General features: G+C 71.6%; 26 protein-coding genes and 1 pseudogene. 13 read left to right on the top strand and 14 right to left on the bottom strand.

The window, feature by feature from the left end:
* Window positions 1-12 precede the first annotated feature (12 nt).
* The gene (locus tag JL475_RS21660; protein WP_202279473.1) at window positions 13-1200 is read right to left on the bottom strand and encodes a damage-control phosphatase ARMT1 family protein; all 1188 of its coding nucleotides are present in this window, start codon (window positions 1198-1200) and stop codon (window positions 13-15) included.
* Window positions 1201-1267: 67 nt separating this feature from the next.
* Window positions 1268-1915, bottom strand: coding sequence for a ScbR family autoregulator-binding transcription factor (locus JL475_RS21655; RefSeq protein ID WP_202279472.1), 648 nt, complete (start codon window positions 1913-1915; stop codon window positions 1268-1270).
* A 564-nt stretch (window positions 1916-2479) separates the two neighbouring features.
* On the opposite strand from JL475_RS21655, the gene JL475_RS21650 reads away from it, so the two are divergent.
* The 5 genes from JL475_RS21650 to JL475_RS21630 all read left to right on the top strand — a co-directional run bounded on the left by JL475_RS21650 (window position 2480) and on the right by JL475_RS21630 (window position 7597).
* A complete protein-coding gene (locus tag JL475_RS21650; RefSeq protein ID WP_202279471.1) occupies window positions 2480-3493 on the top strand; it encodes a substrate-binding domain-containing protein in 1014 nt (337 codons plus the stop codon).
* Between the two features lie 186 nt (window positions 3494-3679).
* Window positions 3680-6199: a nitrate- and nitrite sensing domain-containing protein gene (locus JL475_RS21645; RefSeq protein ID WP_202279470.1), complete on the top strand. Its 2520-nt coding sequence runs from the start codon at window positions 3680-3682 to the stop codon at window positions 6197-6199.
* Between the two features lie 22 nt (window positions 6200-6221).
* On the top strand, window positions 6222-6653 hold the full coding sequence (locus JL475_RS21640) for a roadblock/LC7 domain-containing protein (protein ID WP_202279469.1): 432 nt from the start codon (window positions 6222-6224) through the stop codon (window positions 6651-6653).
* 1 nt (window position 6654) lies between these two features.
* A complete protein-coding gene (locus JL475_RS21635; protein ID WP_202279468.1) occupies window positions 6655-7014 on the top strand; it encodes a DUF742 domain-containing protein in 360 nt (119 codons plus the stop codon).
* The gene (locus JL475_RS21630; protein WP_202279467.1) at window positions 7001-7597 is read left to right on the top strand and encodes an ATP/GTP-binding protein; all 597 of its coding nucleotides are present in this window, start codon (window positions 7001-7003) and stop codon (window positions 7595-7597) included. Before JL475_RS21635 ends, JL475_RS21630 begins: the two co-directional genes overlap by 14 nt.
* 43 nt (window positions 7598-7640) lie before the next feature.
* Here the strand turns inward: JL475_RS21630 and JL475_RS21625 are convergent, their stop codons facing one another.
* The 8 genes from JL475_RS21625 to JL475_RS21590 all read right to left on the bottom strand — a co-directional run bounded on the left by JL475_RS21625 (window position 7641) and on the right by JL475_RS21590 (window position 14885).
* Complete coding sequence (locus JL475_RS21625; protein WP_202279466.1) at window positions 7641-8597, bottom strand: ABC transporter substrate-binding protein; 957 nt, start codon at window positions 8595-8597, stop codon at window positions 7641-7643.
* 86 nt (window positions 8598-8683) lie between these two features.
* Complete coding sequence (locus JL475_RS21620; RefSeq protein WP_202279465.1) at window positions 8684-9349, bottom strand: ABC transporter permease; 666 nt, start codon at window positions 9347-9349, stop codon at window positions 8684-8686.
* Window positions 9346-10044, bottom strand: a complete 699-nt coding sequence (locus tag JL475_RS21615; RefSeq protein ID WP_202279464.1) for an ABC transporter permease — start codon at window positions 10042-10044, stop codon at window positions 9346-9348. The genes JL475_RS21620 and JL475_RS21615 overlap by 4 nt, the downstream gene beginning before the upstream one ends.
* The gene (locus JL475_RS21610; RefSeq protein ID WP_202279463.1) at window positions 10041-11165 is read right to left on the bottom strand and encodes an ABC transporter ATP-binding protein; all 1125 of its coding nucleotides are present in this window, start codon (window positions 11163-11165) and stop codon (window positions 10041-10043) included. Before JL475_RS21610 ends, JL475_RS21615 begins: the two co-directional genes overlap by 4 nt.
* A gap of 238 nt (window positions 11166-11403) precedes the next feature.
* Window positions 11404-11811, bottom strand: coding sequence for a peptide-methionine (R)-S-oxide reductase MsrB (gene msrB / locus JL475_RS21605; RefSeq protein ID WP_202279462.1), 408 nt, complete (start codon window positions 11809-11811; stop codon window positions 11404-11406).
* A 47-nt stretch (window positions 11812-11858) separates the two neighbouring features.
* The gene (gene murC / locus JL475_RS21600) at window positions 11859-13283 is read right to left on the bottom strand and encodes a UDP-N-acetylmuramate--L-alanine ligase (RefSeq protein WP_202279461.1); all 1425 of its coding nucleotides are present in this window, start codon (window positions 13281-13283) and stop codon (window positions 11859-11861) included.
* 63 nt (window positions 13284-13346) lie between these two features.
* Window positions 13347-13820: an indole-3-glycerol phosphate synthase gene (locus tag JL475_RS21595; RefSeq protein WP_202279460.1), complete on the bottom strand. Its 474-nt coding sequence runs from the start codon at window positions 13818-13820 to the stop codon at window positions 13347-13349.
* 240 nt (window positions 13821-14060) lie between these two features.
* Window positions 14061-14885, bottom strand: coding sequence for a pyrimidine reductase family protein (locus JL475_RS21590; RefSeq protein WP_202279459.1), 825 nt, complete (start codon window positions 14883-14885; stop codon window positions 14061-14063).
* 37 nt (window positions 14886-14922) lie between these two features.
* Between JL475_RS21590 and zapE the strand changes: the two genes are divergently transcribed.
* From zapE to JL475_RS21575, 3 genes are all read left to right on the top strand, one after another.
* Window positions 14923-16026 (top strand): cell division protein ZapE, encoded by a 1104-nt coding sequence (zapE, locus tag JL475_RS21585; protein ID WP_202279458.1) that lies wholly within the window; start codon window positions 14923-14925, stop codon window positions 16024-16026.
* Between the two features lie 120 nt (window positions 16027-16146).
* On the top strand, window positions 16147-17016 hold the full coding sequence (locus JL475_RS21580) for a slipin family protein (protein WP_202279457.1): 870 nt from the start codon (window positions 16147-16149) through the stop codon (window positions 17014-17016).
* A 92-nt stretch (window positions 17017-17108) separates the two neighbouring features.
* The gene (locus JL475_RS21575) at window positions 17109-18545 is read left to right on the top strand and encodes a PhoX family protein (protein WP_237407870.1); all 1437 of its coding nucleotides are present in this window, start codon (window positions 17109-17111) and stop codon (window positions 18543-18545) included.
* Window positions 18546-18643: 98 nt separating this feature from the next.
* Here JL475_RS21575 and JL475_RS21570 read toward each other — a convergent pair whose 3' ends face one another.
* Both JL475_RS21570 and JL475_RS21565 read right to left on the bottom strand, forming a co-directional pair.
* Window positions 18644-19129, bottom strand: coding sequence for an SRPBCC domain-containing protein (locus JL475_RS21570; protein WP_202279456.1), 486 nt, complete (start codon window positions 19127-19129; stop codon window positions 18644-18646).
* The gene (locus tag JL475_RS21565; RefSeq protein WP_202279455.1) at window positions 19126-19497 is read right to left on the bottom strand and encodes a metalloregulator ArsR/SmtB family transcription factor; all 372 of its coding nucleotides are present in this window, start codon (window positions 19495-19497) and stop codon (window positions 19126-19128) included. The genes JL475_RS21570 and JL475_RS21565 overlap by 4 nt, the downstream gene beginning before the upstream one ends.
* 144 nt (window positions 19498-19641) lie before the next feature.
* On the opposite strand from JL475_RS21565, the gene JL475_RS21560 reads away from it, so the two are divergent.
* From JL475_RS21560 to JL475_RS21550, 3 genes and pseudogenes are all read left to right on the top strand, one after another.
* Window positions 19642-20517, top strand: a complete 876-nt coding sequence (locus JL475_RS21560; protein WP_202279454.1) for a polysaccharide deacetylase family protein — start codon at window positions 19642-19644, stop codon at window positions 20515-20517.
* A gap of 9 nt (window positions 20518-20526) precedes the next feature.
* Window positions 20527-20743: pseudogene (locus JL475_RS40170) on the top strand (hypothetical protein).
* A 37-nt stretch (window positions 20744-20780) separates the two neighbouring features.
* The gene (locus tag JL475_RS21550; RefSeq protein ID WP_202279453.1) at window positions 20781-21497 is read left to right on the top strand and encodes an aminoacyl-tRNA hydrolase; all 717 of its coding nucleotides are present in this window, start codon (window positions 20781-20783) and stop codon (window positions 21495-21497) included.
* Window positions 21498-21511: 14 nt separating this feature from the next.
* Here the strand turns inward: JL475_RS21550 and JL475_RS21545 are convergent, their stop codons facing one another.
* On the bottom strand, window positions 21512-21895 hold the full coding sequence (locus JL475_RS21545; RefSeq protein WP_202279452.1) for a GntR family transcriptional regulator: 384 nt from the start codon (window positions 21893-21895) through the stop codon (window positions 21512-21514).
* Window positions 21892-22596 carry a hypothetical protein gene (locus tag JL475_RS21540; protein ID WP_202279451.1) on the bottom strand — a complete coding sequence of 235 codons (705 nt, stop codon included), beginning with the start codon at window positions 22594-22596 and terminating at the stop codon, window positions 21892-21894. Before JL475_RS21540 ends, JL475_RS21545 begins: the two co-directional genes overlap by 4 nt.
* Window positions 22597-22896: 300 nt before the next feature.
* On the opposite strand from JL475_RS21540, the gene JL475_RS21535 reads away from it, so the two are divergent.
* Both JL475_RS21535 and JL475_RS21530 read left to right on the top strand, forming a co-directional pair.
* Window positions 22897-24219, top strand: coding sequence for a DUF692 domain-containing protein (locus tag JL475_RS21535; RefSeq protein ID WP_202279450.1), 1323 nt, complete (start codon window positions 22897-22899; stop codon window positions 24217-24219).
* 131 nt (window positions 24220-24350) lie between these two features.
* Complete coding sequence (locus JL475_RS21530; protein ID WP_202279449.1) at window positions 24351-25172, top strand: TIGR04222 domain-containing membrane protein; 822 nt, start codon at window positions 24351-24353, stop codon at window positions 25170-25172.
* The last annotated feature ends 235 nt before the right edge of the window (window positions 25173-25407 follow it).

The following is a 25407-nucleotide window of genomic DNA, read 5'->3' as shown; positions in this document are numbered from 1 at the left end:
GGGCGGGGCGTGCTATGGCCGCACCTGGATCAGCGCGTGGGTGCCGCTGGTGCGCCAGCGTTGCTCCTCGGCCGCGACCAGCGCCTCCTCCGTACCGGGGGCCAGGCCGGTGACGACGTCGGACTTCAGGGTGCGCAGGGCGGCGACCGGCCCCGGGAGGTACCCGGTGACCTCCGCGAACGGCGTGGTCGGCGGCCACTGCCGGTCGCCCACCAGACGACGGTAGTTGAGGTCTCCCTTGACGATGGTGACGGCGGCCCGGGCGAAGTCGGCGCGGAGGTCGTCCGGCATCTCCTCGTAGGGCAGCGGGGAGCAGGAGAAGGGGTGCGCGCGCAGGGCGAGCCGTCCGTCGGCGAGGGCGTCCCGGAGCCGGCGCCCGTGACCGGCCGCTGCCGCCCCGGCGTCGGTCAGCCGACGCAGCGCGTCGACGACGTCGGCGGTGGTGGCGTCGGAGACGTAGTACGGGTACGGCTTGACGTGCAGCACCACCCGGCCGATGTGCCCGTGGGCCAGCAGGTGGTCGATGAGCAGCAGATCGGGGACGAGTTCGCGGCCGGCGTTGTCGGCGACCAGCACCAGGGTGCTCGTCGGGCCCGCGTGGGAGGGGTCCAGCAGCGACCACAGGCGCTCGCTGTCGTCGGCCACCAGCGCGGGAACGGCCGCCGCGAGGTCGGTTCCCTCGGCGGACAGCCGGAAGCCGAGGTCGGCGCGGTTTCCCCAGAGGGAGCCGTGCAGCAGGGCCCGGCCCCGTTCGTCCACGGGCCGCCCGGCGAGGTCGTCGAGCGCGGCGAGTTCCTCATCTGTCTCGGACGAGTCGAGTTCGGCGAGCTTGGAGGGGCGGAAGGGGTCGATGCCCTGCCAGGGGCCGGGGCCGAAGTAACCGACGGCTTCCAGCAGTTGACGATAGAACCAGCTCTCGGACCACAGCCAGGGCACGTCGTACCAGGACTGTCCGGTGTACGTGTCCATCCCCCAGGCCCTCCAGCGGTCCCGGTCGTGGGCGTCGGCGGGGAGCGCCTCGATCGCGCCTTCGGTGCAGTTGGCCAGCAGCGCGTCGAGCGCGTGCCGCTGCGCGGGCTCGTAGGGGAAGGCGTCGCGCACCTGCCGGATGATCGCGGGGTGCCGCTCGGCGAGCACGCCGTGCGGGAACGAGCCGGGCCGGTTGCCGAGAAGCACGGGAGCGGTGGGGGTGTCGGGCATGCGGCTCACCGTAACGCGCGGCGCCGGCCGGTGTGACCGGCCGCACCGGCGGGGACGGCCGGGCGGGTCACACCGGGGCGATCTCCCGCTCCAGCCGTGCGGCCAGGCTGAGATAGCGCGCCCTGCGGGTCACCGGCACCAGGCCCCTGATGAGGATCTGCCACATCTCCGCGGTGCGGCGGGGCTGCCGGGCGACGGGTTCCCGGGACCGGCCCACGACCCGGGTGCCGATGAAGAAGCAGACGAGGGAGTGGGCCACGACCTCGATGTCGACCTCCGGGTTGACGTCGGCCTCCTTGACCGCGCCGAGGAGCCGGGCGGTGACGATGTCCGTCCACTCGGCGAAGGGGTGACTGAGCGGAGGGCGCGGCCGGGTGCCCCCCGTGGCGAGCCGGAGCCCCGCCCGCAGCACGGGGTCCTCGGCCGACAGGCGGGCTATGCAGAAGGTGAGGCGCATCAGCGCCTCCAGGGAGGTGTGGCCGCGGGTCTCGGTGTCCCTGGCCAGTCGTCGGCAGGTGGCGGACTGGAGCTCCAGGATCGCGTGGGCCAGGTCCTCCTTCGCGGCGAAGTGGAAGTACAGGGCTCCCTTGGTGACACGGGCGTGCTCGACGATGTCGCTGAGACTCGTCGATTCGTACCCCTGCCGGTCGAACAGATCGGCGGCGGCCGTGATGATCGTCGCGCGGGTCTGCTCGGCGCGTACCTGCCTCGCCATCGACTGAACTCCTGAGCCGGAAAGGAACGGGTCATGCCGTTTGTTTCTACCTCTCGCACACGATAACTCACCCTGTGGCGGCGTTCGTTCCAGCGGTTCGTCCCGTGATGTGGTACACATCCGGCAATTCAAGTTCGGACGCGGAAAGAAAACAGCACGTCCGGTATCCGAGTGTGGCAGCTGCCTCGGCAGAAGAGAACGGCGGGCGGTTCCGGGCGGAAATCGTCGCGATGTGTCACCGTGTCCCGCCAACAACCCAGAAATCTTTCGGGGTTGATCCGGAGCACGTCCGTCCGCGCCTGTCGGGCGGGCCCGTCCGGGTTCCGTACCGGCCGCGCGGTTGGCGGGGAGAAGGGGGCGGTCACCCCTGTCACCTCGGAACTCACCGTTCATCACAATGCGGCAGCGGCGTCTCACTTCACGTGGTCCCTCACTTGACTACCAGTGGTGCGACGCGATTGGCTCCGGCCAGCGAGAGTCACCCGGTCGGCGTAACACCCCCGCGACTCCGCCCCTGCTTCCGTCTCCTCACTTGCTCGGCCGTACAGCGAGGTCCGCTCCCTCATGAACACTCGTCCCCCGTCCCACGGTTCCCCGAGACGGCCCGTCCGCCCGGCCGTGCTCGCGGCAGCCGTCGGCCTGCTGGTGACCGGCTGCTCCGTCTTCGACGTGGCCGGCGACTCCTCGGACTCCGGGAGCGCGGGCGCGGCCGGTGACGGGATGAGGGTCGTGCTGGTGACGCACGGCAGTGAGGGGGACGCCTTCTGGGACAGGGTGCGCAAGGGCGCCGAGGCCGCCGCGGCGAAGGACGGCATCGACCTCACCTATGTGAGCGACGCGGACCCGGGCGGCCAGGCCGAGCTGGTGCGCGACGCGGTCCGCGACAAGGTGGACGGCATCGCCCTCACGCTGGCCAAACCGCAGGCGATGAAGGGCGCGGTGAAGGAGGCACGCGAGGCGGGCATCCCCGTGGTCGGACTCAACTCCGGTATCGGCGCCTGGAAGTCGACGGGGCTGCTGGGGTACTTCGGTCAGGACGACGGCGTCGCGGGCCAGGCCGTCGGCAACAAGCTGAACGAGCTGAAGGCCGAGCACGCCCTCTGCGTCATCCACGAGCGGGGCAACGTCGGGCTGGAGGCGCGCTGCGCCGGCATGCGGAAGACGTTCGACGGAGAGATCGAGAACCTCTACGTGGACGGTACCGACGAACGCGCCGTCTCCGGCATCGTCACCGCCCGGCTGCGCCAGGACCCGACCATCGACGAGGTGGTCGCCAACGGCGCGCAGGAGGCCCTCATCGTGGCCGACGCCGCCAAGAAGGCGGACACCGGGGCGCGCGTGGCCACCTTCGATCTCAACAAGGACCTGGTGGACGCCGTCCGCCGGGGTGACATCCAGTTCGCCGTCGACCAGCAGCCCTACCTCCAGGGCTATCTCGCCGTGGACGCGCTGTGGTTGTACCGGACCAACGGCAACATCAGCGGCGGCGGGGTGTCTCCCGTGCTCACCGGGCCGGCGTTCGTCACGAAGACCAACGCCGCCTCGGTCGCAGGGTTCGCCGCCAACGGAACCCGGTGACGGTCGCATCCGGTGAGAACGTACCCAAGGACTCGGTTACGCACGGGCTGTACGGTCACGTGTGCGGACGACCTCCCGCGCATCACCCGGGAGTGACCGGACGTGCGTCCGGCCCACCCGTCCGCAGCCTGTTCCCGACTGCTCCGCACCCGCAATCCCCGCTGATCCGACCGCTCTAGGACGACGATGTCTCCACGGACAGGCGCCCGGCGCCGTCTCGGCTCCATACGTCTCTCACTGGTCCTCCTGGCTCTGGTGCCCAGCGTCACCCTCGCCGCCATGTGGGGTGTGACGACGATCCAGATGTTCTCGGAGGGGCTTCAGCTCCGTGCGCAGACGGAGTTGAGCCGGTCGACCGGTGCGATGGGCACCGAGGCGACCCTCGCGTTGCAGCGGGAGCGGAGTCTGTCCGCCGCCTGGCTGGCCACGCCGGGGACCTCCCGGACCTCCCGTACCGCCCTCGAGGTGCAGCGCAGGATGACCGACGCGGCGGTGGCGAAGGTGGTCGGGCAGGCCGACGCGATCGCCGAGGCACCGGCGCGTGTGTCGGACCAGCTGTACTCGGTGCTCGGTTCGGTGGGCAGCCTGGAGTACTACCGGGACCAGATGGACAACCCCACGGAGATCACCGCCGAGCAGGCACTCGACCAGTACACCTGGATCATCGACGACCAGATCCACGCCTTCCAGGAACTCTCGCAGGTCGACGACGGCGACCTGACCTCGCAGGCCGGGCCGCTGGTCGCGCTGGAACACGCGGCGGAACTGGTCTCCCAGGCGGACACACGGCTCACCCTGGCCTGGCCGTCCGGGCAGATCGACGAGGAGGCGTGGTTCGACTTCGCGGAGCTGGTCCACACCCGCCGCTGGCTGATCAAGGACCAGATCCTGCCCTCCCTGCGCGGCAGCACCAAGGCGCAGGCTGAGCGGATCCAGCGGAGCGCCGAATGGCGCACCCTGGAGGAGATCGAGGACCAGGTCCTCGCGACCCACCCCACCGGCGAAAACGGCAGGATCGACCTGCCGGACGCGCAGCAGCGGTGGAACGTCGCCATGGACAAAATCGCCGCGGAGTACTCCGCCATGGTCCGGGAGCAGACCGACGCGCTGCTCACCCGCACCTCCGACGAGGCCCGCAGCCTGCTGCTGACCGCCGCCTCGCTGAGCGTCGGCGGACTGCTGGCGCTGCTGGTGTGTGTCGGCGTGTCGTGGCGGATCACCCGCTCGCTGTCCCGCCGGCTGCACGGCCTGCGGATGGCCACCCTCAGCCTCGCCGAGGAACGGCTGCCCGACGTGGTGGCCCGGCTGGAGCGGGGCGAGAAGGTCGACGCCGAGTCGGCGACCACTCCCCTGGACTACGGCCACGACGAACTCGGCCAGGTCGCCCAGGCGTTCAACACCGCGCAGCGCACCGCGGTGCACACGGCGGTCGAACTCGCCGACACCAGACGCGGGTTCCAGAAGATCATCCTGGGCATCGCACGGCAGAGCCAGAACCTCGTCAACCTCCAGCTCAGCAAGCTCGACGCGCTGGAACGCCGGCACACCGACCCCGAGGTCCTCAAGGGACTGTACGAACTGGACTCCACGGCAAGCCAGTTGCGCCGCTACGAGGAGAACCTGGTCATCGTCAGCGGTGAGCGGCCCGGCCGTTCGTGGAGCGAACCGGTCGCACTGATCGACATCCTGCGCAGCGCCGTCGGTGAAGTCGCCGAGTACCAGCGGGTGGAGGTGCACACCGACGAGGAGGTGGCGCTGGCTCCGCCCGCGGTGGCCGACGTGATCCACCTGCTGGCCGAGCTGATCGACAACGCGACGGTGTACTCGCCCGCCCCGAGCCCCGTCGGGGTGCGTGCCGCGATGGTGGCCAAGGGCCTCGCCGTCGAGGTCGAGGACCGGGGACTCGGCATGTCCGAGGACGACTACGCCTCGATGAACGCCCAGTTGGCCAAGCCACCGCAGTTCGACGTGGTGGCCCTCGCCGACGACCTGCGGCTCGGCATGTTCGTGATCTCCCAGCTGGCCCACCGGCACGGCATCGCCGTCACCCTGCGCCCGTCGCCGTACGGCGGGACGACGGCGATCGTGCTGCTCCCGCACACGATCGTGGTGTGCGACGCGCCGCACGGGGCCGAGGCCGCCCCCACCGTCGGGGTGAACGGACACCGCACGGCGGCCGGCCCGGACCGGGCGGCCACCACCGGCACCACGGACACGGCGGACGCCGAGGACACCAAGGACACCAAGGACGCCGAGGACGCCGCGGAACCCGAGAACGCTGCGGGTGCCCGGCCCCCCGCGACCGATGCGGCCGATGCGACCGGCACGACCGACGCGGCCGCGGGTACGGCGCCGTCCCGGCCCGGTGCCGCCGTACGGACCGCTCCCCGCCCGGCCACGACCGCGCCCGGGCACAGCGGGCTCACCCCGCTCCCCCGCCGGGTGCCGCAGACCAGCCTGGCCGCCGAACTGCGGGAGGAGGTGGCGGCGTCCGTCACCGAGCACGACTCCGGGGACTTCACGGCGGAAGACGCGGCGTCCTCCCTGGGCGGCTTCCAGCGCGGCACGTCCCGGGCACGTGCGGACAGCGACGACGCCCGTGCCGACGACGATGCCGCACCACCGTCCGCCACCACCGGCACGACGGCCTCCTCCGGGGCCCCCGCCGGCCCCCGAGAGCTCCCGAATCCGCCCTCCGACCGCTGAACGCCGACGAAGGAACACAGAAATGACACGCCCCGTACCCGCCACTCACACCCAGCTCGATCAGCTGCTCACCGGACTCGTGGAGCGGGTCGCCGAGGTGAACCAGGCCGTGGTGCTGTCCGAGGACGGTCTGGTGGTCAGCAAGTCCACCGGGTTCCTGCGTGACGACGCGGAGCGTCTGGCGGCCACCGCGTCCGGGCTGATGAGCCTCAGCAAGGGCGTCAGCATGGACTTCCGCGGCGGCCCGGTACGCCAGGCGCTCATCGAGATGGCCAACAGCTATCTGATCCTCACCTCGGCCGGTCCGGGCGCCCATCTCGTGGTGCTGACCGGACCGGACGCGGACGTCGGCGTGGTCGCCTACCAGATGAACATGCTGGTGAAGAAGATCGGCGAACACCTCAGCGCGGCGCCCCGGGACACGGCAGGCTCCGCCGTCGACTCCGGCGCGTGAGGTGGGCGGAGGCGATGTCGCGGGCCGGCTCGTCCGACCGTTCACCCTGACCGGTGGCCGGACGCGGCCCAGCCGCGCCGACTTCACACTCATCACCACGGTGACGGCGGTCGATCCGCAGCCCGAGGCGGCCGCCCGGCCGCAGCCCGAGCACCTCCGCATCCTGCGGCTGTGCTCGGAACCCGTCGCGGTGGCGGAGATCGCCGCCCGCCTCGACCTCCCGATGAGCGTGGTCGTCATCATGCTCTGCGACCTGCTGGAGGCGAGCCGGATCACGGTCCGCCCGCCGCACCACGTCACCCGCAGCACCCCGGACCTGGCTCTGCTGCAGAAAGTGAGGGACGGACTTGGCCGGCTCTGACACCACCGCTCAGGCACCCACCGGGCGTTCGGCACCCGACACGGTCAAGATCCTGATCGCCGGGGGCTTCGGCGTGGGCAAGACCACCCTGGTCGGCTCGGTCAGCGAGATCGCCCCGCTGCGCACCGAGGAGCCGCTGACCATGGCGGGCCTGGGCATCGACGACCTCGAGGGCATCGAGGAAAAACGTGACACCACGGTGGCGATGGACTTCGGCCGGATCACCGTCTCCGACGACCTGGTGCTGTACCTCTTCGGTACGCCGGGCCAGCAGCGGTTCTGGTTCATGTGGAACGACCTGGCCCTCGGCGCACTCGGCGCGGTGGTCCTGATCGATGTGCGCAGACCCGAGTCCAGTTTCGCCGCGATCGACTTCTTCGAGCGCCGGGGCATCCCGTTCGTCGTCGCCGCGAACGGCTTCCACGGGAAGCACCCCTACCCGGTCGAGGACATCCGGGAGTCACTGACCCTGCCGGAGGGCGTGCCGGTGCTGCTCTGCGACGCGCGGGAGCGCGAGTCGTCCAGGGACGTACTGATCGCCCTGCTCGACCGGCTGATCTCGCAGGCGGCCCCAGAACGGTGAACGGCGCAGGGGGTGCGGCCCGTTCACCGCACCCCGCGCGGGGTCAGTCCAGTCCGGCCGACTTCAGCCAGGCCTTCGCCACGTCCAGGGGGTCCTTCTTCTCCAACTGGACCTGGGCGTCGAGGTCGAGCAGGGTCTCGGTGTCCAGCGCGGCGGAGACCGCGTTGAGCGCGTCGACGCCCTCCTGGGGGAGGGCGTCCTGGTGGACCAGCGGGGTCACGTTGGCGAAACCGAAGAGGTTCTCCGGGTCCTTCAGGACGACGAACTTCTCCTTGACGATGGTCGGGTCCGTGGTGAAGACGTCCGCGGCCTGGACCTCGTTCCCGGTGAGCGCCGCCTGGGTGAGCGGACCACCCGCGTCGAGCGCCTTGAAGGACTTGAACTTCAGGCCGTAGACGGACTCCAGGCCCTTCAGGCCCTGTTGCCGGGTCTGGAACTCGGGCGAGCCGCCGATCACCATCTCCGGTGCGACGTCCTTGAGGTCGGCGAGGGTGGACGACGCCGTGAGACCGTACTTCTTCGCCGTCCGGGCGTTGACGCTGACCGAGTCCTTGTTCTCGGCCGGCGACGGGTCCAGCAGCGTCAGCTTCTTGTCGAGCTCGGCCTTGACGGCGTCGTTGACGGCGTCGGCGGACTCCTGTTCGGCCTCGGGGTCGAGGTAGGCCAGCAGGGAGCCGTTGTACTCGGGCAGGACGGTGACGGAACCGTTCTTCATCAGGCCGTAGGTCGTCTCCCGGCTGCCGATGTTGTGCTTGTAGGTGACCTTGAGGCCCTTGGCCCTCAGCGCCTCGCCGTAGATGTCGGCGAGCAGGGTGCTCTCGGCGAAGTTGTTGGAGCCGACCACCACGGTGCCGGCCTCCGCCTTCTCCTCCTCGAGGGGGTTGTCGGAGGTGTCGCCGGACGAACAGCCCGCGAGGAGCGCCGTCGCGGCGCTGAACGCGACGAGCGCCGCGCCGGTGTGCCTCGTCCTGGACCTGCTGCTCTTCACGGTAGAAGTCATCCACCGATCCAATCCAGCCGGTTGACGGCCGTCAAGCGCGGCCGGATCACGGTTGTCACTCGGCCGCCCGTGCGTGCGGAGCCGGTTCAGCGCCGTCGTACACCCGGTGACACCACCAGTCGTCCCGCCGCCCAGAACAGCGCGAGCGTGACGAGGGCCAGGACCGCCACCAGGGTGGCCCCGCCGACCACCTTCTCGTAGTCGCGCTGGTAGAGCCCGTCGATGATGTACCGGCCGAGGCCGCCCAGGCTGACGTACGCGGCGATGGTGGCCGTCGACACGATCTGGATGGCCGCCGAGCGCAGCCCGCTGAGGATCAGCGGCAGGGCCACCGGCACCTCGACCCGGAACAGGATGTGCGACTCGCGCATGCCCATGCCGCGGGCGGCGTCCACCGGGGAGGGGTCCACCGTGCGGACGGCCTCGTAGGTGGTCACCAGGATCGGCGGAACGGCCAGCACGACCAGCGGGATCATGACGGGCAGCAGGCCGAAGCCGATCAGCAGCACCACCAGCACCAGCAGGCCGAAACTGGGCAGGGCGCGGGCGGCGTTGGCGATGAAGGCGAGTGCGTTCCCGCCGCGGCCGGTGTGCCCGGTCAGCAGGCCGACGGGCAGGCCGATCGCGGCGGCGATCGCGAGGGCCAGCAGCGAGTACCGGACGTGTTCGAGGAAGCGCTGTGGGATGCCGTCGTAGCCGTGCCAGTGGGCACTGTCGCTGAAGAAGGCGTTCATGAAGTCGAGGATGTTCACCGGGCCGCGCCCCCGGCTTCGTACGGCTCGGGGCGTGCGGCGGGTCTCGGCCGTGTGCCGCGCGGCATCCACGGCGTGAGCAGGACCCGGAGCAGGACCAGCAGCGCGTCGCACGCGATCGCCAGTACGGCCATCGTGACCACGGAGTTCACCGCGAGTTCGGGCCGGTCGTACTTCTGCGCGGCCGCGAGCAGGTTGCCGAGGGCGCCCTGATTGCCGATCAGGGCGCCGACGCTGACCAGGGAGATGCTGGACGCGGTGGCCACCCGCAGGCCGGCGATGATGGCGGGGGCGGCGATCGGCAACTGCACCTGGGTGTAACGGCGCAGGGGACCGAAGCCCATGGCGGTGGCCGCGGCCAGCGTCTCCGGTGGCACCGCGCGCACCCCGTCGACGATCGCCGGGATCAGCACCACCAGGCTGTACAGGGCCAGCGGGATCATCACGGTGAGTTCGGTCTGGCCGGTGTAGTCGATGAGGACGACGAAAAACGCCAGCGACGGGACGGCGTACAGCACGGTCGTCATGCCCAGGACCGGCGGGTACAGCCAGCGGAAGCGTCCGCACAGCTGGGCGACGGGCAGTGCGAGCAGCAGCCCGGCCGCGACCGGGATCAGCGCCTCCCTCAGGTGCAGTCCGATCAGGCCCGCCCAGCTGTGCTGGAGGTCGCTGGGGATGTCGAAGAAGCCGCTCATCCGGCGACCTTCTCGTCGCCGGTGCGGCCGTTTTGGTGGGCGGTGCGGATGGCGTCGCCGATGGTCTGCTGGGAGACGACGCCCCGCACCCGGCCGGTGTCGTCCACGGCGACGGCCCAGCCGGTGGGGGAGAGCACCGCACAGTCGAGCGCGACCCGCAGCGAGTCCACGCCGGGCACGAACGGCCGCCCGTACGGCAGCAGTCGGTCCGGTCGGATGTCCCCGGCGGTCAGCCGCCGGGGCTCGGACCAGCCGAGCGGGCGCCCCTCGGCGTCGGTCACCAGGAGGTGGGGGGCGTTCGACGCGCCGATCCGCTCGGCGGTGGCGTCCGGCGGGATCACCGGGTCGGTGGCCAGTTCCAGCGCGGCGGTGGTGAGGAAGGAGAGCCGCCGGATGCCCCGGTCGGCGCCGAGGAAGTCCTCGACGAACGCGTCCGCGGGGTCGGAGAGCAGCTCGGCGGGCGGCGCGTACTGGGCGAGCCTGCCGCCTTCGCGCAGTACGGCGACCATGGTGCCGAGTTTGACCGCCTCGTCGATGTCGTGCGTGACGAAAACGATGGTCTTGCCCAACTCTTCCTGGATCCGGAGGAGTTCGTCCTGCAGGCCTTTGCGGACCACCGGGTCGACGGCCGAGAACGGCTCGTCCATCAGCAGCACCGGCGGGTCCGCGGCGAGCGCGCGTGCCACTCCGACGCGCTGCTGCTGGCCGCCGGAGAGCTGGTACGGGTACCGCTTGGCCAGGGCGGTGTCCAGGCCCACCCGTTCCATCAGCTCCGCCGCCCGCTCCCGGGCCCGCTGCCTGCCCCAGCCGAGCATGCGCGGCACGGTGGCGATGTTGTCGACGATCGTGCGGTGCTGGAAGAGTCCGGCGTTCTGGATGACGTACCCCATGGACCGGCGCAGAGTGGTGACCGGTCGGCTCTGGATGTCCTCGCCGTCGAGCAGGATCGTTCCCTCGGTGGGTTCGACCATGCGGTTGATCATGCGCAGGGTGGTCGTCTTGCCGCAGCCCGACGGTCCGACCAGAACGGTGATCGAGTGGTCGGGGATCTCCAGGGAGAGCCGGTCGACCGCCACCGTGCCGTCCGGGTAGCGCTTCGTCACTGAGTCGATCCGTATCAAGACGCCGAACACCCTTCGGGGGCTGGAAGTTTCCGGCCGGGCCGGCCGCACGCTCTGCCGCCGGTCGAGTGTAGACGGCACCTCCGACAGCGCCCGGGGAACACGCCCCCGCGCTACGCGGCCACCTGCCCCGCCCCGACCTCGGGAAACCACCCGAGAGCCCCCCGAGAGGGGGAGGGCCGCCGGGAATCCCGGCGGCCCTCCCCCGTCACCACGGCTCGACGCGCGTCCGTGCGGATCAGCCCTCGGTGGGCTGCAGCTTCAGCGAGATGCTGTTGATGCAGTACCGCTGGTCCGTGGGCGTCGGGTACCCCTCGCCCTCGAAGACGTGCCCGAGGTGCGAGCCGCAGCGGGAGCAGCGCACCTCGGTGCGCACCATGCCGTGCGACCGGTCCTCGACCAGCTCGACCGCCGCGGAGTCCCGCGGGTCGTAGAAGGAGGGCCAGCCGCAGTGCGACTCGAACTTGGTCTTCGAGGTGAACAGTTCGGCGCCGCAGGCACGGCACGAGTAGACGCCCTCGGTCTTCGTGTCGGTGTACTCACCGGTGAAAGCCGGCTCCGTGCCCGCCTGGCGCAGCACGGCGTACTCGGACGGCGTCAGCTCCGCGCGCCACTGCTCGTCCGGCTTCTCCACGTCGTACGACATGAGCCTTCAGCCCCTTTGCTTCTGCTGCTGCCTGCTTCTTGCGCGTCTCACTGCGAGAGACGCTCGAGGATCAGCGGGCCGAGGTCGGTGACGTCGCCCGCTCCCATGGTGAGAACCAGATCGCCGGGCTTCGCCATTCCCGCGACCGCGTCCGGGATCTCCGCCTTGTCGTGCACCGGCGTCACGTCCGCGCCGGCCGCCCGCGCCGCCTCGATGATCAGCTCGCTGGTGACGCCCGGGATCGGGTCCTCGCGGGCCGGGTAGATGTCCAGCACGACCGAGGAGTCGGCCAGGGCCAGGGCCTGGCCCATCTCCTTGCCCAGCTCCCGGGTGCGGGAGAACAGGTGCGGCTGGAAGACGACCAGAATGCGGGCGTCGCCCGCGGCGGCGCGCATCGCCTCCAGGTCGGCGGTCATCTCGGTCGGGTGGTGCGCGTAGGAGTCGATGACCTGGACGCCCGCCGCCTCGCCCTTGAGCTGCAGGCGCCGCTTCACCCCGGTGTACGCGGCCAGCGCCGGAGCCAGTTCGGTGGCCGGGATGCCGAGCGCGACGCCGGCGGCGAGCGCGGCCACCGCGTTGTGCGCGTAGTGGCGGCCCGGGACGGACACCGTGAAGGTGAGCGGGGCGCCCTCGAACTCGACGGTCACCTCGCTCTTCAGCCCCTGCGGGACGACCGAGGTCACCCGTACGTCGGCGTCGGGCGCCTCCCCGTACGTCACCGTCCGGACGGAGCCGGCCGAACCTTCGGGACCTTCCGTACCTGCCGAGGTGCGCAGGCGCCGGGTCAGTTCCCGCGCGCCCTCGTGGTCCGACGAGATCACCAGCGTGCCGCCGGGCACGATGCGGCCGACGAACGTCTCGAAGGACTCGTGGATCTCCTCCATGGACGCGTAGTTGGCGTGGTGGTCCAGTTCCACGTTGAGGATGATCGCGACCTCGGGGGCGTACTTGTGGAAGCTGCGGTCCGATTCGTCCGCCTCGGCGACGAAGATCTCGCCCTCGCCGTGCAGCGCGTTGGAGCCGGGCACGTCCAGGTCGCCGCCGATCGCGTACGACGGGCGGCGGCCCAGCTCGGTCAGGGAGACGGCCAGCATCGAGGTGGTCGTGGTCTTGCCGTGGGTGCCGGCCACCGCGATCGGGCGCAGGCCGTCCATGAGAGCGGCCAGCGCGTCGGAACGGTGGACCACGGGAACGCCCAGTTCGGCCGCGCGGACGAGTTCCGGGTTGTCCTCACGGATCGCCGACGACACGACCACGCAGCTCGCGTCGTCGGCCAGGTGCCCGGCGGCGTGCCCGATGTGGACCGTGGCGCCCAGCGCGCGCAGCGCCTCGGCGGTGGCCGACTCCTTGGCGTCGCTGCCGGCCACCTCGGCGCCGCGCTGCGCGAGGATCTTCGCGATGCCCGACATCCCGGCGCCGCCGATGCCGATGAAGTGCGGTCGGTCCATGGCGGTAGGAAGGCCGGGTGCCATGCGTGTTTCTCCCCAGTGGTGACGAGTGCTCCCGCGCCCTCGTGCGAAGGGCGCCGCCCCAGCCTATGCCTTGCTGTGCGAGAACAGTTTCAGCACCGGCACCCCCACCTTGTGCCGGGCCCGGGAGGCCCAGTCCCGGTGGAAGAACTCCTCCACGTAGTGCGGGTCGGTGAGCACGATCACCTCGTCCGCACCGGCCTCCTGGACCATCGTTCTCAGCGCGTCCAGGGGGTGGTTCTCGATCAGCCGGCCGTCGGCCTCGTGGCCGGCGGCGCGCAGGGCCTGCAGGGACACCTCGAGCGCCCGCTCCCCCATCGTCCTGGCATCCTCGCCCTCGGGCGTCCCCGCCTCCCGGACGGCGTCGTCGAGCTCGCCGAGGGCCACGTCGTCGATGGCCCTCAGCAGCCGGTCCGCCTGTTCGCCGCGCGGCTGGAGCAGCACCTGGAAGGCGACCTCCTCGTCGCCGTGCAAGGTGGTGACGAACTCCACGTCGGCGGACGTCAGGGCCTTCTCGATCATCAGTACGCTTGTGAACACCAGGCGCCCCTTCTCCTCGGAGGGCCGTGGGCCCTCTCTCCCCGTGGGCCGAGCCAGGCCCTGCGGAATCCGTCCTGCCCGTGCCCGCACGGGCACCACCGGGTTCAGTGTGCCCGTCACGCCATCAAGCGGAACGGAACATTCCGCCGATTACCGGACCAGCGGTAACCATTGAACGCGCATCCGGGTGCTCCTGGACACTCCCGGACACCGCCGGAGGGTTCGGGTCCGCCCGTCCGGTCAGGACCGCGCGTACCGCGTGAAAAGAAAACCGTCCTCCTCCAACATCGATTTCAGCGTGAAACGACTCGGAAGTGTCACAGACGGTCCACCGGCGATGCGCTGAGCGTCACCCGCGACGAGCATCGGGGCGACGGTCAGACAGAGCTCGTCCAGCACTCCGGCCGCCACCAGCTGCCCCAGCAGCCGCGGCCCGCCCTCGGTCAGCAGCCGGGTGTGGCCCAGTTCCGCGAGGGCCCGCACCGCGCGGGCCGGATCCACTCCGGTGCCGTCCCCCGCGATCACCACACGGGTCCCGGCGGCCGCCTCGGCGGCGGCGATCCGGTCGGGGGACGCGGCGGCACCGGTCAGGATCAGGGTGTCCACCAGCGGGGTGGTGAACAGCGGCAGGGAGAAGTCCAGGTCCAGACCGGCGGAGACCACGGCGATCGCCGGCGCGGGGCCCTGCCCGGCCGCCTCGCGCGCCGCCGCGAACTCCGCACGGGCGCGGGCCGGACGGTAGCCCTCCAGCCGAACCGTTTCCGCGCCGACGAGCACGACGTCCGCGAGGGCCCGCAGCGTGCCGAAGACGCGCATGTCGGCCGGGCAGGAGATGGGCTGCGAGCGGCCCTCGTGCTGGGCGGCTCCGTCGAGCGTGGACACCATGTTGGCCCTCAGCCACGGCTGCCGGTCCCCACCGGGCCCCGGCCCCGGGTAGGCGTACGCGGCGGCCAGTTCGGCCAGGCTCCACTCCCGGCCCTCCGTGCCCTCTCCCGCGAGGGAGGTACCGGTCGTCCCCCCGGCGGGAGCTGCTGTTTCGTCGATCACAGGGAAGAGGCGTCGCATGCCGTGCAGTGTTCCACGCCCCGTAGTATCGGTGAGCGTGTCGTCCTCCTCCCCCGCCTCCCGGCTCGCTCCCTCGGCCGATGCGGCCCCGCTGTCCCTGTGCGCCCGTGAGCCGCACGTCCCCGCGGACCGGCTCGTCGCCGAGATGGTGCCCCCACCCCGGTTCGACGCGGTCCGTTTCGACACCTACATACCCGACCCGAACCAGCCCAGCCAGACCGAGGCCGTGCGCGTCCTCGAAGGCTTCGCGGCGGGTCTCGGCGGAGCACCGGCCGGCGATTCCGGCAGGCGCCGGCTGTTCGGCTTCGGGAAGCCTGCGAAACCCGCCCCGACCGGCCCGCGCGGTGTCTACCTCGACGGCGGCTACGGCGTCGGCAAGACCCACCTGCTGGCCTCCCTGTGGCACGCCACCCCGGCCGAGCCCGCGCTCAAGGCGTTCGGCACCTTCGTGGAGCTGACCAACCTGGTCGGCGCCCTCGGCTTCCAGCAGACGGTACGGACGCTCTCCGGGCACCGGCTGCTGTGCATCGACGAGTTCGAACTGGACGACCCCGGCGACACCGTGCTCGTCTCCACCCTGCTCGGCAAGCTGGTCGAGGCGGGGGTCGCGCTCGCCGCCACCTCCAACACGCTGCCCGGCAAGCTCGGCGAGGGCCGGTTCGCCGCGGCCGACTTCCTGCGCGAGATCCAGGGCCTGTCGGCCCACTTCCGCGCCCTGCGCATCGACGGCGAGGACTACCGCCACCGCGGCCTGCCCCAGGCACCGCCGCCGTACACCGACGAACTGGTGACCAAGACGGCGTACACCACCGAGGGCGCCTCGCTGGACGACTTCACGGATCTGCTGGAGCACCTCGCGAAGGTGCACCCCAGCCGCTACGGCGCCCTCACCGACGGGATCACCGCCGTGTGCCTCACCGGTGTGCGGCCGGTACCGGACCAGTCGACGGCCCTGCGGCTGGTCGTCCTCGCCGACCGGCTCTACGACCGCGAGGTGCCCGTACTCGCCTCGGGACTGCCCTTCGACCAGTTGTTCAGCGAGGAGATGCTGAAGGGCGGCTACCGCAAGAAGTACTTCCGGGCGATCTCCCGGCTCACCGCGCTGGCCCGGGACGCCGGCCGGCTCACCGGGACCCCGTAGCCCCGGGTCCCGGCGCCCCGAGCCCTCGACCTCGGGCCGTGGCCGCGGACCGGATGCCGGGCATATCGTGGCATAAGCGGATGCAAGCGCAGGGAGCAGGCCTCTGAACGGGAGGTCGTCATGGTCGAGGAGCTGATCACCGCGATCGTCGCCACCGGCGCCGCGGGCGTCGTCTATCTCACCGCGGCGGCGCGGGTCGTCAAGCAGTACGAGCGCGGGGTGGTCTTCCGGCTCGGACGGCTGTACAGCAGGGAGCGCCAGCCCGGGTTCACGATGATCGTCCCCGGGGTGGACCGGCTGCACAAGGTCAATCTGCAGATCGTCACGATGCCGATCCCCGCACAGGAGGGCATCACCCGGGACAACGTCACCGTGCGGGTGGACGCGGTCGTCTACTTCAGGGTCGTCAACGCCTCCGCCGCGCTCATCAACGTCGAGGACTACCGGTTCGCGGTCTCCCAGATGGCCCAGACCTCACTGCGCTCGATCATCGGCAAGAGCGACCTCGACGACCTGCTGTCCAACCGGGAGAAGCTCAACGAGGGCCTGGAACTGATGATCGACAGCCCGGCGGTCGGCTGGGGCGTGCAGATCGACCGGGTCGAGATCAAGGACGTCTCGCTGCCCGAGACGATGAAGCGGTCCATGGCCCGGCAGGCGGAGGCCGACCGCGAGCGGCGGGCCCGGGTCATCAACGCCGACGCCGAACTCCAGGCGTCGAAGAAACTGGCCGAGGCCGCCCAGCAGATGGCCGACACCCCGTCCGCGCTGCAGCTGCGGCTGCTGCAGACGATCGTGGCGGTGTCCGCCGAGAAGAACTCCACCCTGGTGCTGCCCTTCCCGGTGGAGCTGCTGCGCTTCCTGGAACGATCCGCCCAGCAGCCGGCGCCGACGGAGCGCGCCCTCGAGGAACCGGGGCCGCCACCCGACGCACCGGAGCCACCACCCGACGAACCGGGGCCGCCGCCCGACCGGTCCCCGGGCCCGTGACACGTGCTCCACGCGTGGTTCCCGTGACTCACGGCAGGTGATAGACACGGCGGGTCACAGTTCCTGTCCGCCAGCAGGAAGGTTCCCCCACCATGACCTCATCAGGGACCACCGGGACCCCCGGAACCACGGAGTCCACCGGATCCGCCACCGGCTCCTCCCCCACGACACGACGTCAGCTGCTCGCCCGTTCCGGCGCCCTGGGAATCGGCATCGCGTTCTCCGGCTCCCTCTCCGAGCTGTTCACCCCCACTGCCGCCGCCGCGCAGAACCTCGGCCACCACGGCTACGGCCCCCTCGTCCCCGACCCCGACGGGCTGCTCGACCTGCCGAAGGGTTTCCACTACCGGGTGCTCTCCCGCGAGGGCGACGCACTGCGCTCCGGTGAGGGCCCCGTCCCCTCCAACCCGGACGGCATGGCCGCCTTCACGGGCCGGCACGGCCGCGTCCATCTCGTCCGCAACCACGAGAACCGCGCCAACGGCAGGGCCCCGGTCCCGATGATCGACGGGCTCACGTACGACCCTCAGGGCAAGGGCGGCTGTACGTCGCTGACCCTGGACTCCCGCGACCGGGTGCTCTCGGAGCAGGTCGCGATCGCCGGTACCGCCGTCAACTGCGCGGGCGGGCCGACACCTTGGGGCACCTGGCTGACCTGCGAGGAGACCGAGGACAAGGCGGGCACCAGCGGCTACACCAAGGATCACGGCTTCGTCTTCGAGGTCGACGGGGCCGACCCGCGCCGCACGGGTGCCGTGCCGCTCACCGCGATGGGCCGCTTCCAGCACGAGGCGGTCGCGGTCGACCCGAAGCGGGGCGTCGTCTACGAGACGGAGGACGCGTTCGAACGGCCCTTCGGGCTCTTCTACCGCTTCCTGCCGGACAAGCCGCTCGGCGGCACCGGTTCGCTGCGCGCGGGCGGCCGGCTCCAGGCGATGCGGGTGCCCGGAGTGCCCGACCTGTCCTCGGTCCAGGAGACGGGCGCGCGCTTCGACCGCATCGAGTGGGTGGACGTGCCGGACCCGCAGGCCGCCGAAACCCCCATCCGCTTCCAGGACTTCGGCGCCGGCGGCATCACGCACGCGCAGAAGCTGGAGGGCTGCTACTGGGGCGGCCGGTCGGTGTACTTCGTGTCGTCCTTCGCCCGCAGCGCCGAGGGTTCGGCCGGTGAGCACCACGGGCAGATCTGGCGCTACGACCCGGACCGGCGGCGGCTGACGCTGGTGATCGTCTTCGGGCCGGACACCGACGTACAACTGCCCGGCGAGTCGCCGGACAACATCTGCCTCGCCCCCAGCGGCGGCCTGATGGTCTGCGAGGACGGCGGCGGCGCGCAGCACGTCTACGGCGTCACCCGGCACGGCGAGGTGTACGCGATGGCGCGCAACCGCCAGAACGTGGGAACTCCCGAGAAACCGGAGTGGGGCGAGTTCACCGGGGTCACCTTCTCCCCCGACGGCCGGACGATGTACGTCAACTGCTACTCCCCCGGCACGACGTTCGCGGTCACCGGCCCCTGGCGGCGGTGACACCCGCGGGGGCGGCCGGGGCTCTCCCCGGCCGCCCCCGCGGGCCGTACGGATCCATACGCGGTCCGTACGGGGTCCGTACGGGGTCCGTACGGGGGTCAGGCCGCCAGCAGGTCGTCCATCTGGCCGATCGACTGCTTCAGCCCCTCGACCATGCCCATCTCCGCGAGCTGATCCATCTGCTCCCGGCTGTCGAAGACCGAGCGCAGTTCCATCCGGGTACCGCCCTCGCGCTCGCCGAGCGTCATCCGTACCGTCGTGGTCGGCATCTCGGGGTTCGGCTTGCCGTCCTGGTCGGAGAAGCCGTCGGTGAACTCCAGGGCGGTGGGCGGGGTGACGGAGGTGATCCGCCACCAGCCGCCGAACTTCTCGCCCTCCGGGCTGGTCATGAAGTACCTGACCTCCCCGCCGAGGCTCAGGTCGTGCTCCTCCACGGTCGCCGGGTAGGTGGGCGGCCCCCACCAGCGTTCCAGCTGCCGCGGGTCCGCCCACAGCTGCCACACCTTCTCGACCGGTGCGGTGAAGTCCGCGATCACGGTGAGGGTCAGGTTGTCGAGATCCTTGTCCACGCTCGTGACGGTCATGTGCCCTGTCCTTTCGTCGAGTCCTCGTCGGGCCCGGCGTCGTCCGCCAGCAGACCGGACATCCGGTCCACCCGCGCCCGCCAGGCCGTCTCCAGTTCGTCGAGGGCCTGCCGCGCCCGGCCCACCGCGTCGGGATCGGTACGCACGAGTTGCTCCCGTCCGCGCCGCTGCTTGGTGACCAGCCCGGCGCGCTCCAGCACCGTGACGTGTTTCTGCACCGCGGCGAAGCTCATCGGGTACGCCTCGGCCAGCCGTGACACGGACAGCTCACCCCGCACACAACGGCGGAGTATGTCGCGACGCGTCGCGTCGGCCAGGGCCTGGAACAGCCGGTCCACGGCCTCGTCGGCCCATCCATCTACAACCATTTGGTTGTACGTTACCTCCGCGCCCATCGCCTCGCAACCGGAAGCCGCGTACGGACCGAGCCGGGAACCGCCACCCGGGTGACACCGCACCACATCGGCCCGCAAACCATCGGAAAGCTCGCATGCCGCTCATACATTCATAAGATGATCACACTTGTATGCCAAGCGCGCCGAGCCGGCCGGGCGGCAGCCGTATGCGTCGTCCTGGGCGCCGCCCTCACCGCCTGCGGCACCTCCCGACCCTCAGGGCTGCCGCGCCCCGCGCCCTCCGCCACGCCCGCGGCACCGTCCTCGCGGCCGCCCACCCTGGCTCCGGGGCCGGCGGGTCTGACCCCGGTCTTCGAGAACGGCCCGCGCACCGGGGAGAAGACCGTCGCCCTCACCTTCGACGCCGACATGACCGCCGACCAGGGCCCGCGGGCGGCGGCGGGCGAGCACTTCGACCACCCGCAGCTGATCACCACGCTGCGCGCGTTGCAGGTGCCGGCCACCGTGTTCATGACGGGGCGCTGGGCCGAGGAGTACCCGGACCAGGCCCGCTCCATCGGCCGGGACCCGCTCTTCGAGGTCGCCAACCACTCCTACAGCCACTACGCGTTCACGGACGACTGCTACGACCTGCCGACCGTCTCCGCGGACCGGATGCGCGCGGACGTGGAGCGGGCGTACGCGGCCTTCCGCGAGGTGGGGGTGCCGGACCCGATGCCGTACTTCCGCTTCCCCGGCGGGTGCTACGACCGCGCGGCGCTCAAGGCACTCGCCCCGGCCGGTGTCACCGCCGTGCAGTGGGACGTGGTCGGCGGCGACGCCTTCGCCACGGACGCCGACGCGGTGGCCCGGCAGGTACTGGACGGGGTGCGCCCGGGTTCCGTCGTCGTCCTGCACTGCACCCGCAGCGCGGCCCCGACGACCGAGCGGGCCCTGAAGACGATCGTCCCGGAGCTGCGCGAGCAGGGCTACCACTTCGTGAAGGTCTCCGACCTGATCGCGACGGCGAACGGACGAAACCGGCCGTCCTAGGGTGGAGGCATGGCTGACAACGACTACTGCCTGATCGAAGCGTCCAGGCCGCCCGAGGCCGACGGGCCCCCGTACGCGGAGTGCGTGCTGTGCCGGGAGCCGACGGAGTACCCGGATTCGTACAAGGGCGTGACCCTGTGCCCGCTCTGAATGGGGGTCCCCTGTTCGAGCGAAGTCGAGAACTTGGGGGAGGCGGGAGGCCGAGCGCACGTCCTGCTCGGGGTGACGGTCGCCGGCGCCCGGCGGCTTGGCAGACTGGACCGGTGAACAACGACCGGGCGTCCGTCGCCGACAGCCCCTTCCGTCATGAGTCCAGTGCCCGCGACGCGGCACCCCAGTTCGTGCTGCCCCTGGTGGCACGCATCGAGCGGGCCGCGCCCCCGGCCCGTACGGACGCGCTGGAGACGGCGGCCCGCGCGGTGCTGACGATGCTGGCCGACGAGCGGTCGACGGGCGAGGGCGAGTGGGCGCAGGCGATGCGCGACTGGCAGGACGCCCGCATCCGCAAGGTGGTGCGCCGGGCCCGTGGTGCGGAGTGGCGCCGCGCGGAGGCGCTCGACGGCATCACGGTCACCGGCACGTCCGCGGAGGTCCGCGTCTTCCCGCCGGTCCCGCTGGACGGCTGGCCCAAGGACCTGGCCCGCCTCCAGGTCTCCGGCACCGACCTGGACGACCAGGAGCCCGTGCCCCCGGCGGACCCCGCCGCCCCCGTCCTGTGGCTCAACCCCGACCTCGACATGTCGGCCGGCAAGGCCATGGCCCAGGCGGGCCACGCCGCCCAGCTGGCCTGGTGGGAGCTGACCGACAAGGACCGCGCCGCCTGGCACGACGCCGGCTTCCCCCTCTCCGTTCGCCCCGCCGCCCCCTCCCACTGGCCGGCCCTGATCACCAGCGGCCTCCCCCTGGTCCGCGACGCGGGCTTCACCGAGATCGCCCCCGGCTCCAGCACCGTGGTGGCGGACCACCCGTCCCTGCGCTGACCTCCTGCTCGATGTCAGTGGGCGTCGAGGCTCGCGAGAGCGTGACGGATCGCCGCCAGGGCCTCCTCGTTCGAGACACCGAGCCGGCCGGCGGCAGCCGCGTACGTGCGTGCGTGTTCCGCGAGCTTCGCCTTGCTGTCGATGGCGGCTGCCGGGGCGATGACCTGGGTGCCGGAACCCCTGCGGGTCCTGACCAGACCCGCACTCTCCAGTTCGCGGTAGGCCCGGACCACGGTGTTGTTGGCCAGCCCGAGGTCGGAGGCCAGCTGGCGCACGGACGGCAGTCTGTCTCCCTGACGCAGTCGGCCGACGGAGATCAGATCGGCCAGCTGCGCACGGACTTGCTCGTAGGGCGGGACCGGGGACGCGTGATTCACGCGGATGGACTGCGCCGTCACGGCCGGGCCTTGACGTAGGCCTGCGGCAGCAGGAGGACGCACAGGCAGTGACACGCCGTCAGGGCGGAAGCGAGGGCGGTGAGAGCCAGCCCCCACAGAGCCGCGTCCTTCATCCCGCCCGCGCAGGACAAGCTCAGCACCACGACCCCCATCGTCAAGGAGACGGCGAAAAGAGGAGCGCTCACCATCACCCCCCAGGCACCGATCGCCGCCCGGATTCCGGCGCGGCGCTGATCGTCACTCCGGGACTGCGCGGTGATACGGCGCAGGAGCACCGCGCAGACAACGGTACCGACGGTGAGGCCGCCGAGGATCGGCCAGGCGTAGTACGGGCCGGGCCAGGGCGAGAGCAGCTGTGCACCCGCCGGGCACGTGACCGTCAGCGCACGGCGTGAGCGGCCGTCGGCGTCCGCCGAGGCCGTCGCGGCCGCGACGATCAGGAGACCGGTCAGGACGACGGCCTGCCCGGTCAACGCGGTGGTCAGAGCACGGGGGACATGGTCCCGGATGCGGCGCGGTGTCACCTGAGCCACTCGTACCCAGCCCTGACCCGGCCGGGCCACCACATCGGACACGTACACGCCGAGCATGACGAACAGGCCGAAGACGGGAAACCCGTACAGCAGGTCCACATCGGGTTCAGGGCTGTAGGAGACCAGGGCGTTGACCGCCACACCGGTCGCCGCGCCGGCCCATCGCACGGGAGTCTCGAGCCCCTCCCTCCACGTGGCTCCCCTTCCTGCTGCAGCAGACATCCCAGCCCCTTCCCTCCCGCAAGGTGTATCAACTTCCTGACACAATCACGTGTGGAGTGAACTGTGTCAAGATGCTGACACAGTTGCCGGAGTGCCGGTCAGCCCGCACGGCGGCCCCGGGCGGACCGTGTGAAGCTCAAATGTTGCTCTGAAGGTGCCCCGGGCCGGGTTCGGAGGCGTCGTTCGGGGTCATACCCACGGCACGCCCGACAGGGCGGCCGACGGGGGCCGGGTGAAGGAGGGGGAATGACGGTGCGACTGGGGACGGGGATCGGGTGGCGGCCGGAGATGGCGGGCGCCGTGGAGGGGATGGCGGGGATCGACTGGGTCGAGGTGGTGGCCGAGAACGTGTGTCCCGGGCATCTCCCTGAGTCGCTGCTGCGGCTGCGCGAGCGCGGGGTGACCGTCGTGCCGCACGGGGTCGGGCTCGGGCTCGGCGGGGCGGAGCGGCCGGACGCGGGGCGGCTGGCGGCACTCGCCGAGCGGGCCACGGCACTGGGGGCGCCGCTGGTCACCGAGCACATCGCGTTCGTCCGGGCGGGTGGGCCGCTCAGCGCCTCCCCGCGGCTCGAGGCGGGGCACCTGCTTCCGGTGCCGCGGACCCGGGACGCGCTCGACGTGCTGTGCGAGAACGTCCGGATCGCCCAGGACGCGCTGCCCGTGCCGCTCGCCGTGGAGAACATCGCGGCGCTGTTCTCGTGGCCCGGCGAGGAGATGACCGAGGGCCAGTTCCTGTACGAGCTGGCCGACCGCACCGGCGTGCGGCTGCTCGTCGACGTGGCCAATCTGCACACCAACCACGTCAACCGCGGCGAGGACCCCGCGCGGGCGCTCGCCGAACTGCCCCTGGAGGCCGTCGCGTACGTCCATGTCGCGGGCGGCGTCGAACGGGACGGGGTCTGGCACGACAGCCACGCCCACCCCGTGCCCCGGCCGGTCCTCGACATCCTGACCGACCTCGCCTCCCGGGTCTCCCCGCCGGGAGTGCTGCTGGAGCGGGACGAGAACTTCCCGGAACCGGCCGAGTTGCGGGACGAGTTGGAAGCCATCCAGGCGGCAGTGGCGAAGGGCGCGGCGGAGGTGCGGGCGGCGGCTGTTCCCACCACCCGTGCCGCCCGTGCCGCCCGCACCGAGCCGGAGGAGGGATGCCTCGAACCCGCGCGGCAGCGCCTCGCGCTCGCGCAGACCGCGGTGCTGTCCGCGCTGGTCGCCGGGACGCCCGTGCCCGAGGGGTTCGACCGGGGACGGATGGCGGTGCAGGCACGGGCGCTGGCCGCGAAGCGGGCGGGCGTCGTCGCCAAGGTGGCGCCCGAGTTGCCGGTGCTGCTCGGCGAGGGGTACCGGTCCGCCTTCCTCGCGTATGCGCAGAACCGGCCGATGACCGAGGGGTACCGGCGGGACGCGCTGGACTTCGTGGAGCAACTGCTGCTCGCCGGGCGGCCGGAGGACGGGCGGATGCGGCGGGAGCTGCGGGAGTGGTGGCTGGAGCGGTCGGGGCCGAAGCCGCGGTCGCACCGGCCGGCGGTGCGGCTGGCCCGGGCCACGCGGCGGGTGCTGCTGCGGCGTTGAGCCGCCGTGGCCCCGAAATCTCCCCCGGAACCAGGCGGGAAGCCAAGCGGAACATCACATCACCGCAACACTCCGTCCGGATGATGGAAAAGGCATGGTGTTCCCGTGTCCGTGTCACTTACAAACAATCCATGTACTGGGTCCTCCTCCTGCTGTCGGCCTGGGGCGTCGCCGGTGTGGCGTGCGCCCGGCTGTGCCTGGCCGCCGTCCGCGCGGCGGCCGTCGGCACCACCGGTGCGGCCACCGCAGAAGGGCACGACCTGACGTTGTACGAGGCGGCGTTCCTGTGCGGCGGGCCCCGGCGGGTCGCCGATGTCACCCTGGTCTCCATGGCGCGCCGGCGCAGGCTGCTGCTGGCCCGCACCGGCTGGGCGACCGTGGTCGATCCACGGGGGCGGGACGAGATGGAGCGGTCGGTGATAGGGGCCATCGGCCCGGAGGGGCAGTCCCTCATCGCGCCCGTGCGGGCCGCGGCGGCGACCGCGGCCCCCGTGCGCGATATGGCCGACCGGCTGGTCCGTGCGGGTCTGGCCGTGCCCGAGGACGGCACCGGCACGACGATCGTCGACGGGGTGCGTCAGGTGCGGTTCGCCGCGCTGGCCGTGGTCGGGCTGGGGGCCGCCGCCCTGCTGCTGCCGGCCTCGTCGGAACTGCCGCGCCATGTGGTCGCCCTGTGGTTCGCGCTGCCGCTGATCCTGACCCTGAGCTGCCTGGTCATAGCGCGGATCGAGGTCCACCCGTACACGCGCCGGGCCTCTCCGGCCGGTCAACGGCTGCTGGGCACCCTGCCCCGCGGCACCCGCGGTGCCGGTGACGACCGTACGTATCTCACCTCCGTCGCCGTACGCGGCGTCCGCGCGGTCGGCGAACCGGACCTGCGTGCGGCCTTCGCACACCGCGAGCACCCGCACCCTCGGCGGGGCCAGGACCCCGGGGGCGCACGGGGGCATTGACGCCGACACCGGCGATCGGTGCTTGCCTTCCCCGACCACCGAACGAAACTTCCCTTTTGTCGCCGCCGTGCACCGAAGGGAACACGCGATGAGAACTGCCGTCGTCCACGCGGCCGCCGGGTCCCTGCTGCTCACCACCCTGGCCGTCGCGCCGACCGGCAGCGCCACCGCCGCCCCGGCCGCCGCCGCCCCGGACGCTCCCGGCGCGACCGAGCTGCGCGGCACCGCGGTGGCC

The sequence above is a fragment of the Streptomyces sp. M2CJ-2 genome, assembly GCF_016757295.1.
Taxonomy (GTDB): Bacteria; Actinomycetota; Actinomycetes; order Streptomycetales; family Streptomycetaceae; genus Streptomyces.
The sequence above is the reverse complement of the archived record's forward strand: the minus strand, read 5'-3'. Positions and strand labels throughout refer to the sequence as shown.

Coding starts and splice junctions, on each gene's coding strand:
- JL475_RS21660 (WP_202279473.1), bottom strand. CDS start 1,200: ATGCCCGACACCCCCACCGCTCCCGTGCTTCTCGGCAACCGGCCCGGC.
- JL475_RS21655 (WP_202279472.1), bottom strand. CDS start 1,915: ATGGCGAGGCAGGTACGCGCCGAGCAGACCCGCGCGACGATCATCACG.
- JL475_RS21650 (WP_202279471.1), top strand. CDS start 2,480: ATGAACACTCGTCCCCCGTCCCACGGTTCCCCGAGACGGCCCGTCCGC.
- JL475_RS21645 (WP_202279470.1), top strand. CDS start 3,680: ATGTCTCCACGGACAGGCGCCCGGCGCCGTCTCGGCTCCATACGTCTC.
- JL475_RS21640 (WP_202279469.1), top strand. CDS start 6,222: ATGACACGCCCCGTACCCGCCACTCACACCCAGCTCGATCAGCTGCTC.
- JL475_RS21625 (WP_202279466.1), bottom strand. CDS start 8,597: ATGACTTCTACCGTGAAGAGCAGCAGGTCCAGGACGAGGCACACCGGC.
- JL475_RS21615 (WP_202279464.1), bottom strand. CDS start 10,044: ATGAGCGGCTTCTTCGACATCCCCAGCGACCTCCAGCACAGCTGGGCG.
- msrB (WP_202279462.1), bottom strand. CDS start 11,811: ATGTCGTACGACGTGGAGAAGCCGGACGAGCAGTGGCGCGCGGAGCTG.
- murC (WP_202279461.1), bottom strand. CDS start 13,283: ATGGCACCCGGCCTTCCTACCGCCATGGACCGACCGCACTTCATCGGC.
- JL475_RS21590 (WP_202279459.1), bottom strand. CDS start 14,885: ATGCGACGCCTCTTCCCTGTGATCGACGAAACAGCAGCTCCCGCCGGG.
- JL475_RS21580 (WP_202279457.1), top strand. CDS start 16,147: ATGGTCGAGGAGCTGATCACCGCGATCGTCGCCACCGGCGCCGCGGGC.
- JL475_RS21575 (WP_237407870.1), top strand. CDS start 17,109: ATGACCTCATCAGGGACCACCGGGACCCCCGGAACCACGGAGTCCACC.
- JL475_RS21570 (WP_202279456.1), bottom strand. CDS start 19,129: ATGACCGTCACGAGCGTGGACAAGGATCTCGACAACCTGACCCTCACC.
- JL475_RS21565 (WP_202279455.1), bottom strand. CDS start 19,497: ATGGTTGTAGATGGATGGGCCGACGAGGCCGTGGACCGGCTGTTCCAG.
- JL475_RS21560 (WP_202279454.1), top strand. CDS start 19,642: ATGATCACACTTGTATGCCAAGCGCGCCGAGCCGGCCGGGCGGCAGCC.
- JL475_RS21535 (WP_202279450.1), top strand. CDS start 22,897: ATGACGGTGCGACTGGGGACGGGGATCGGGTGGCGGCCGGAGATGGCG.
- JL475_RS21530 (WP_202279449.1), top strand. CDS start 24,351: ATGTACTGGGTCCTCCTCCTGCTGTCGGCCTGGGGCGTCGCCGGTGTG.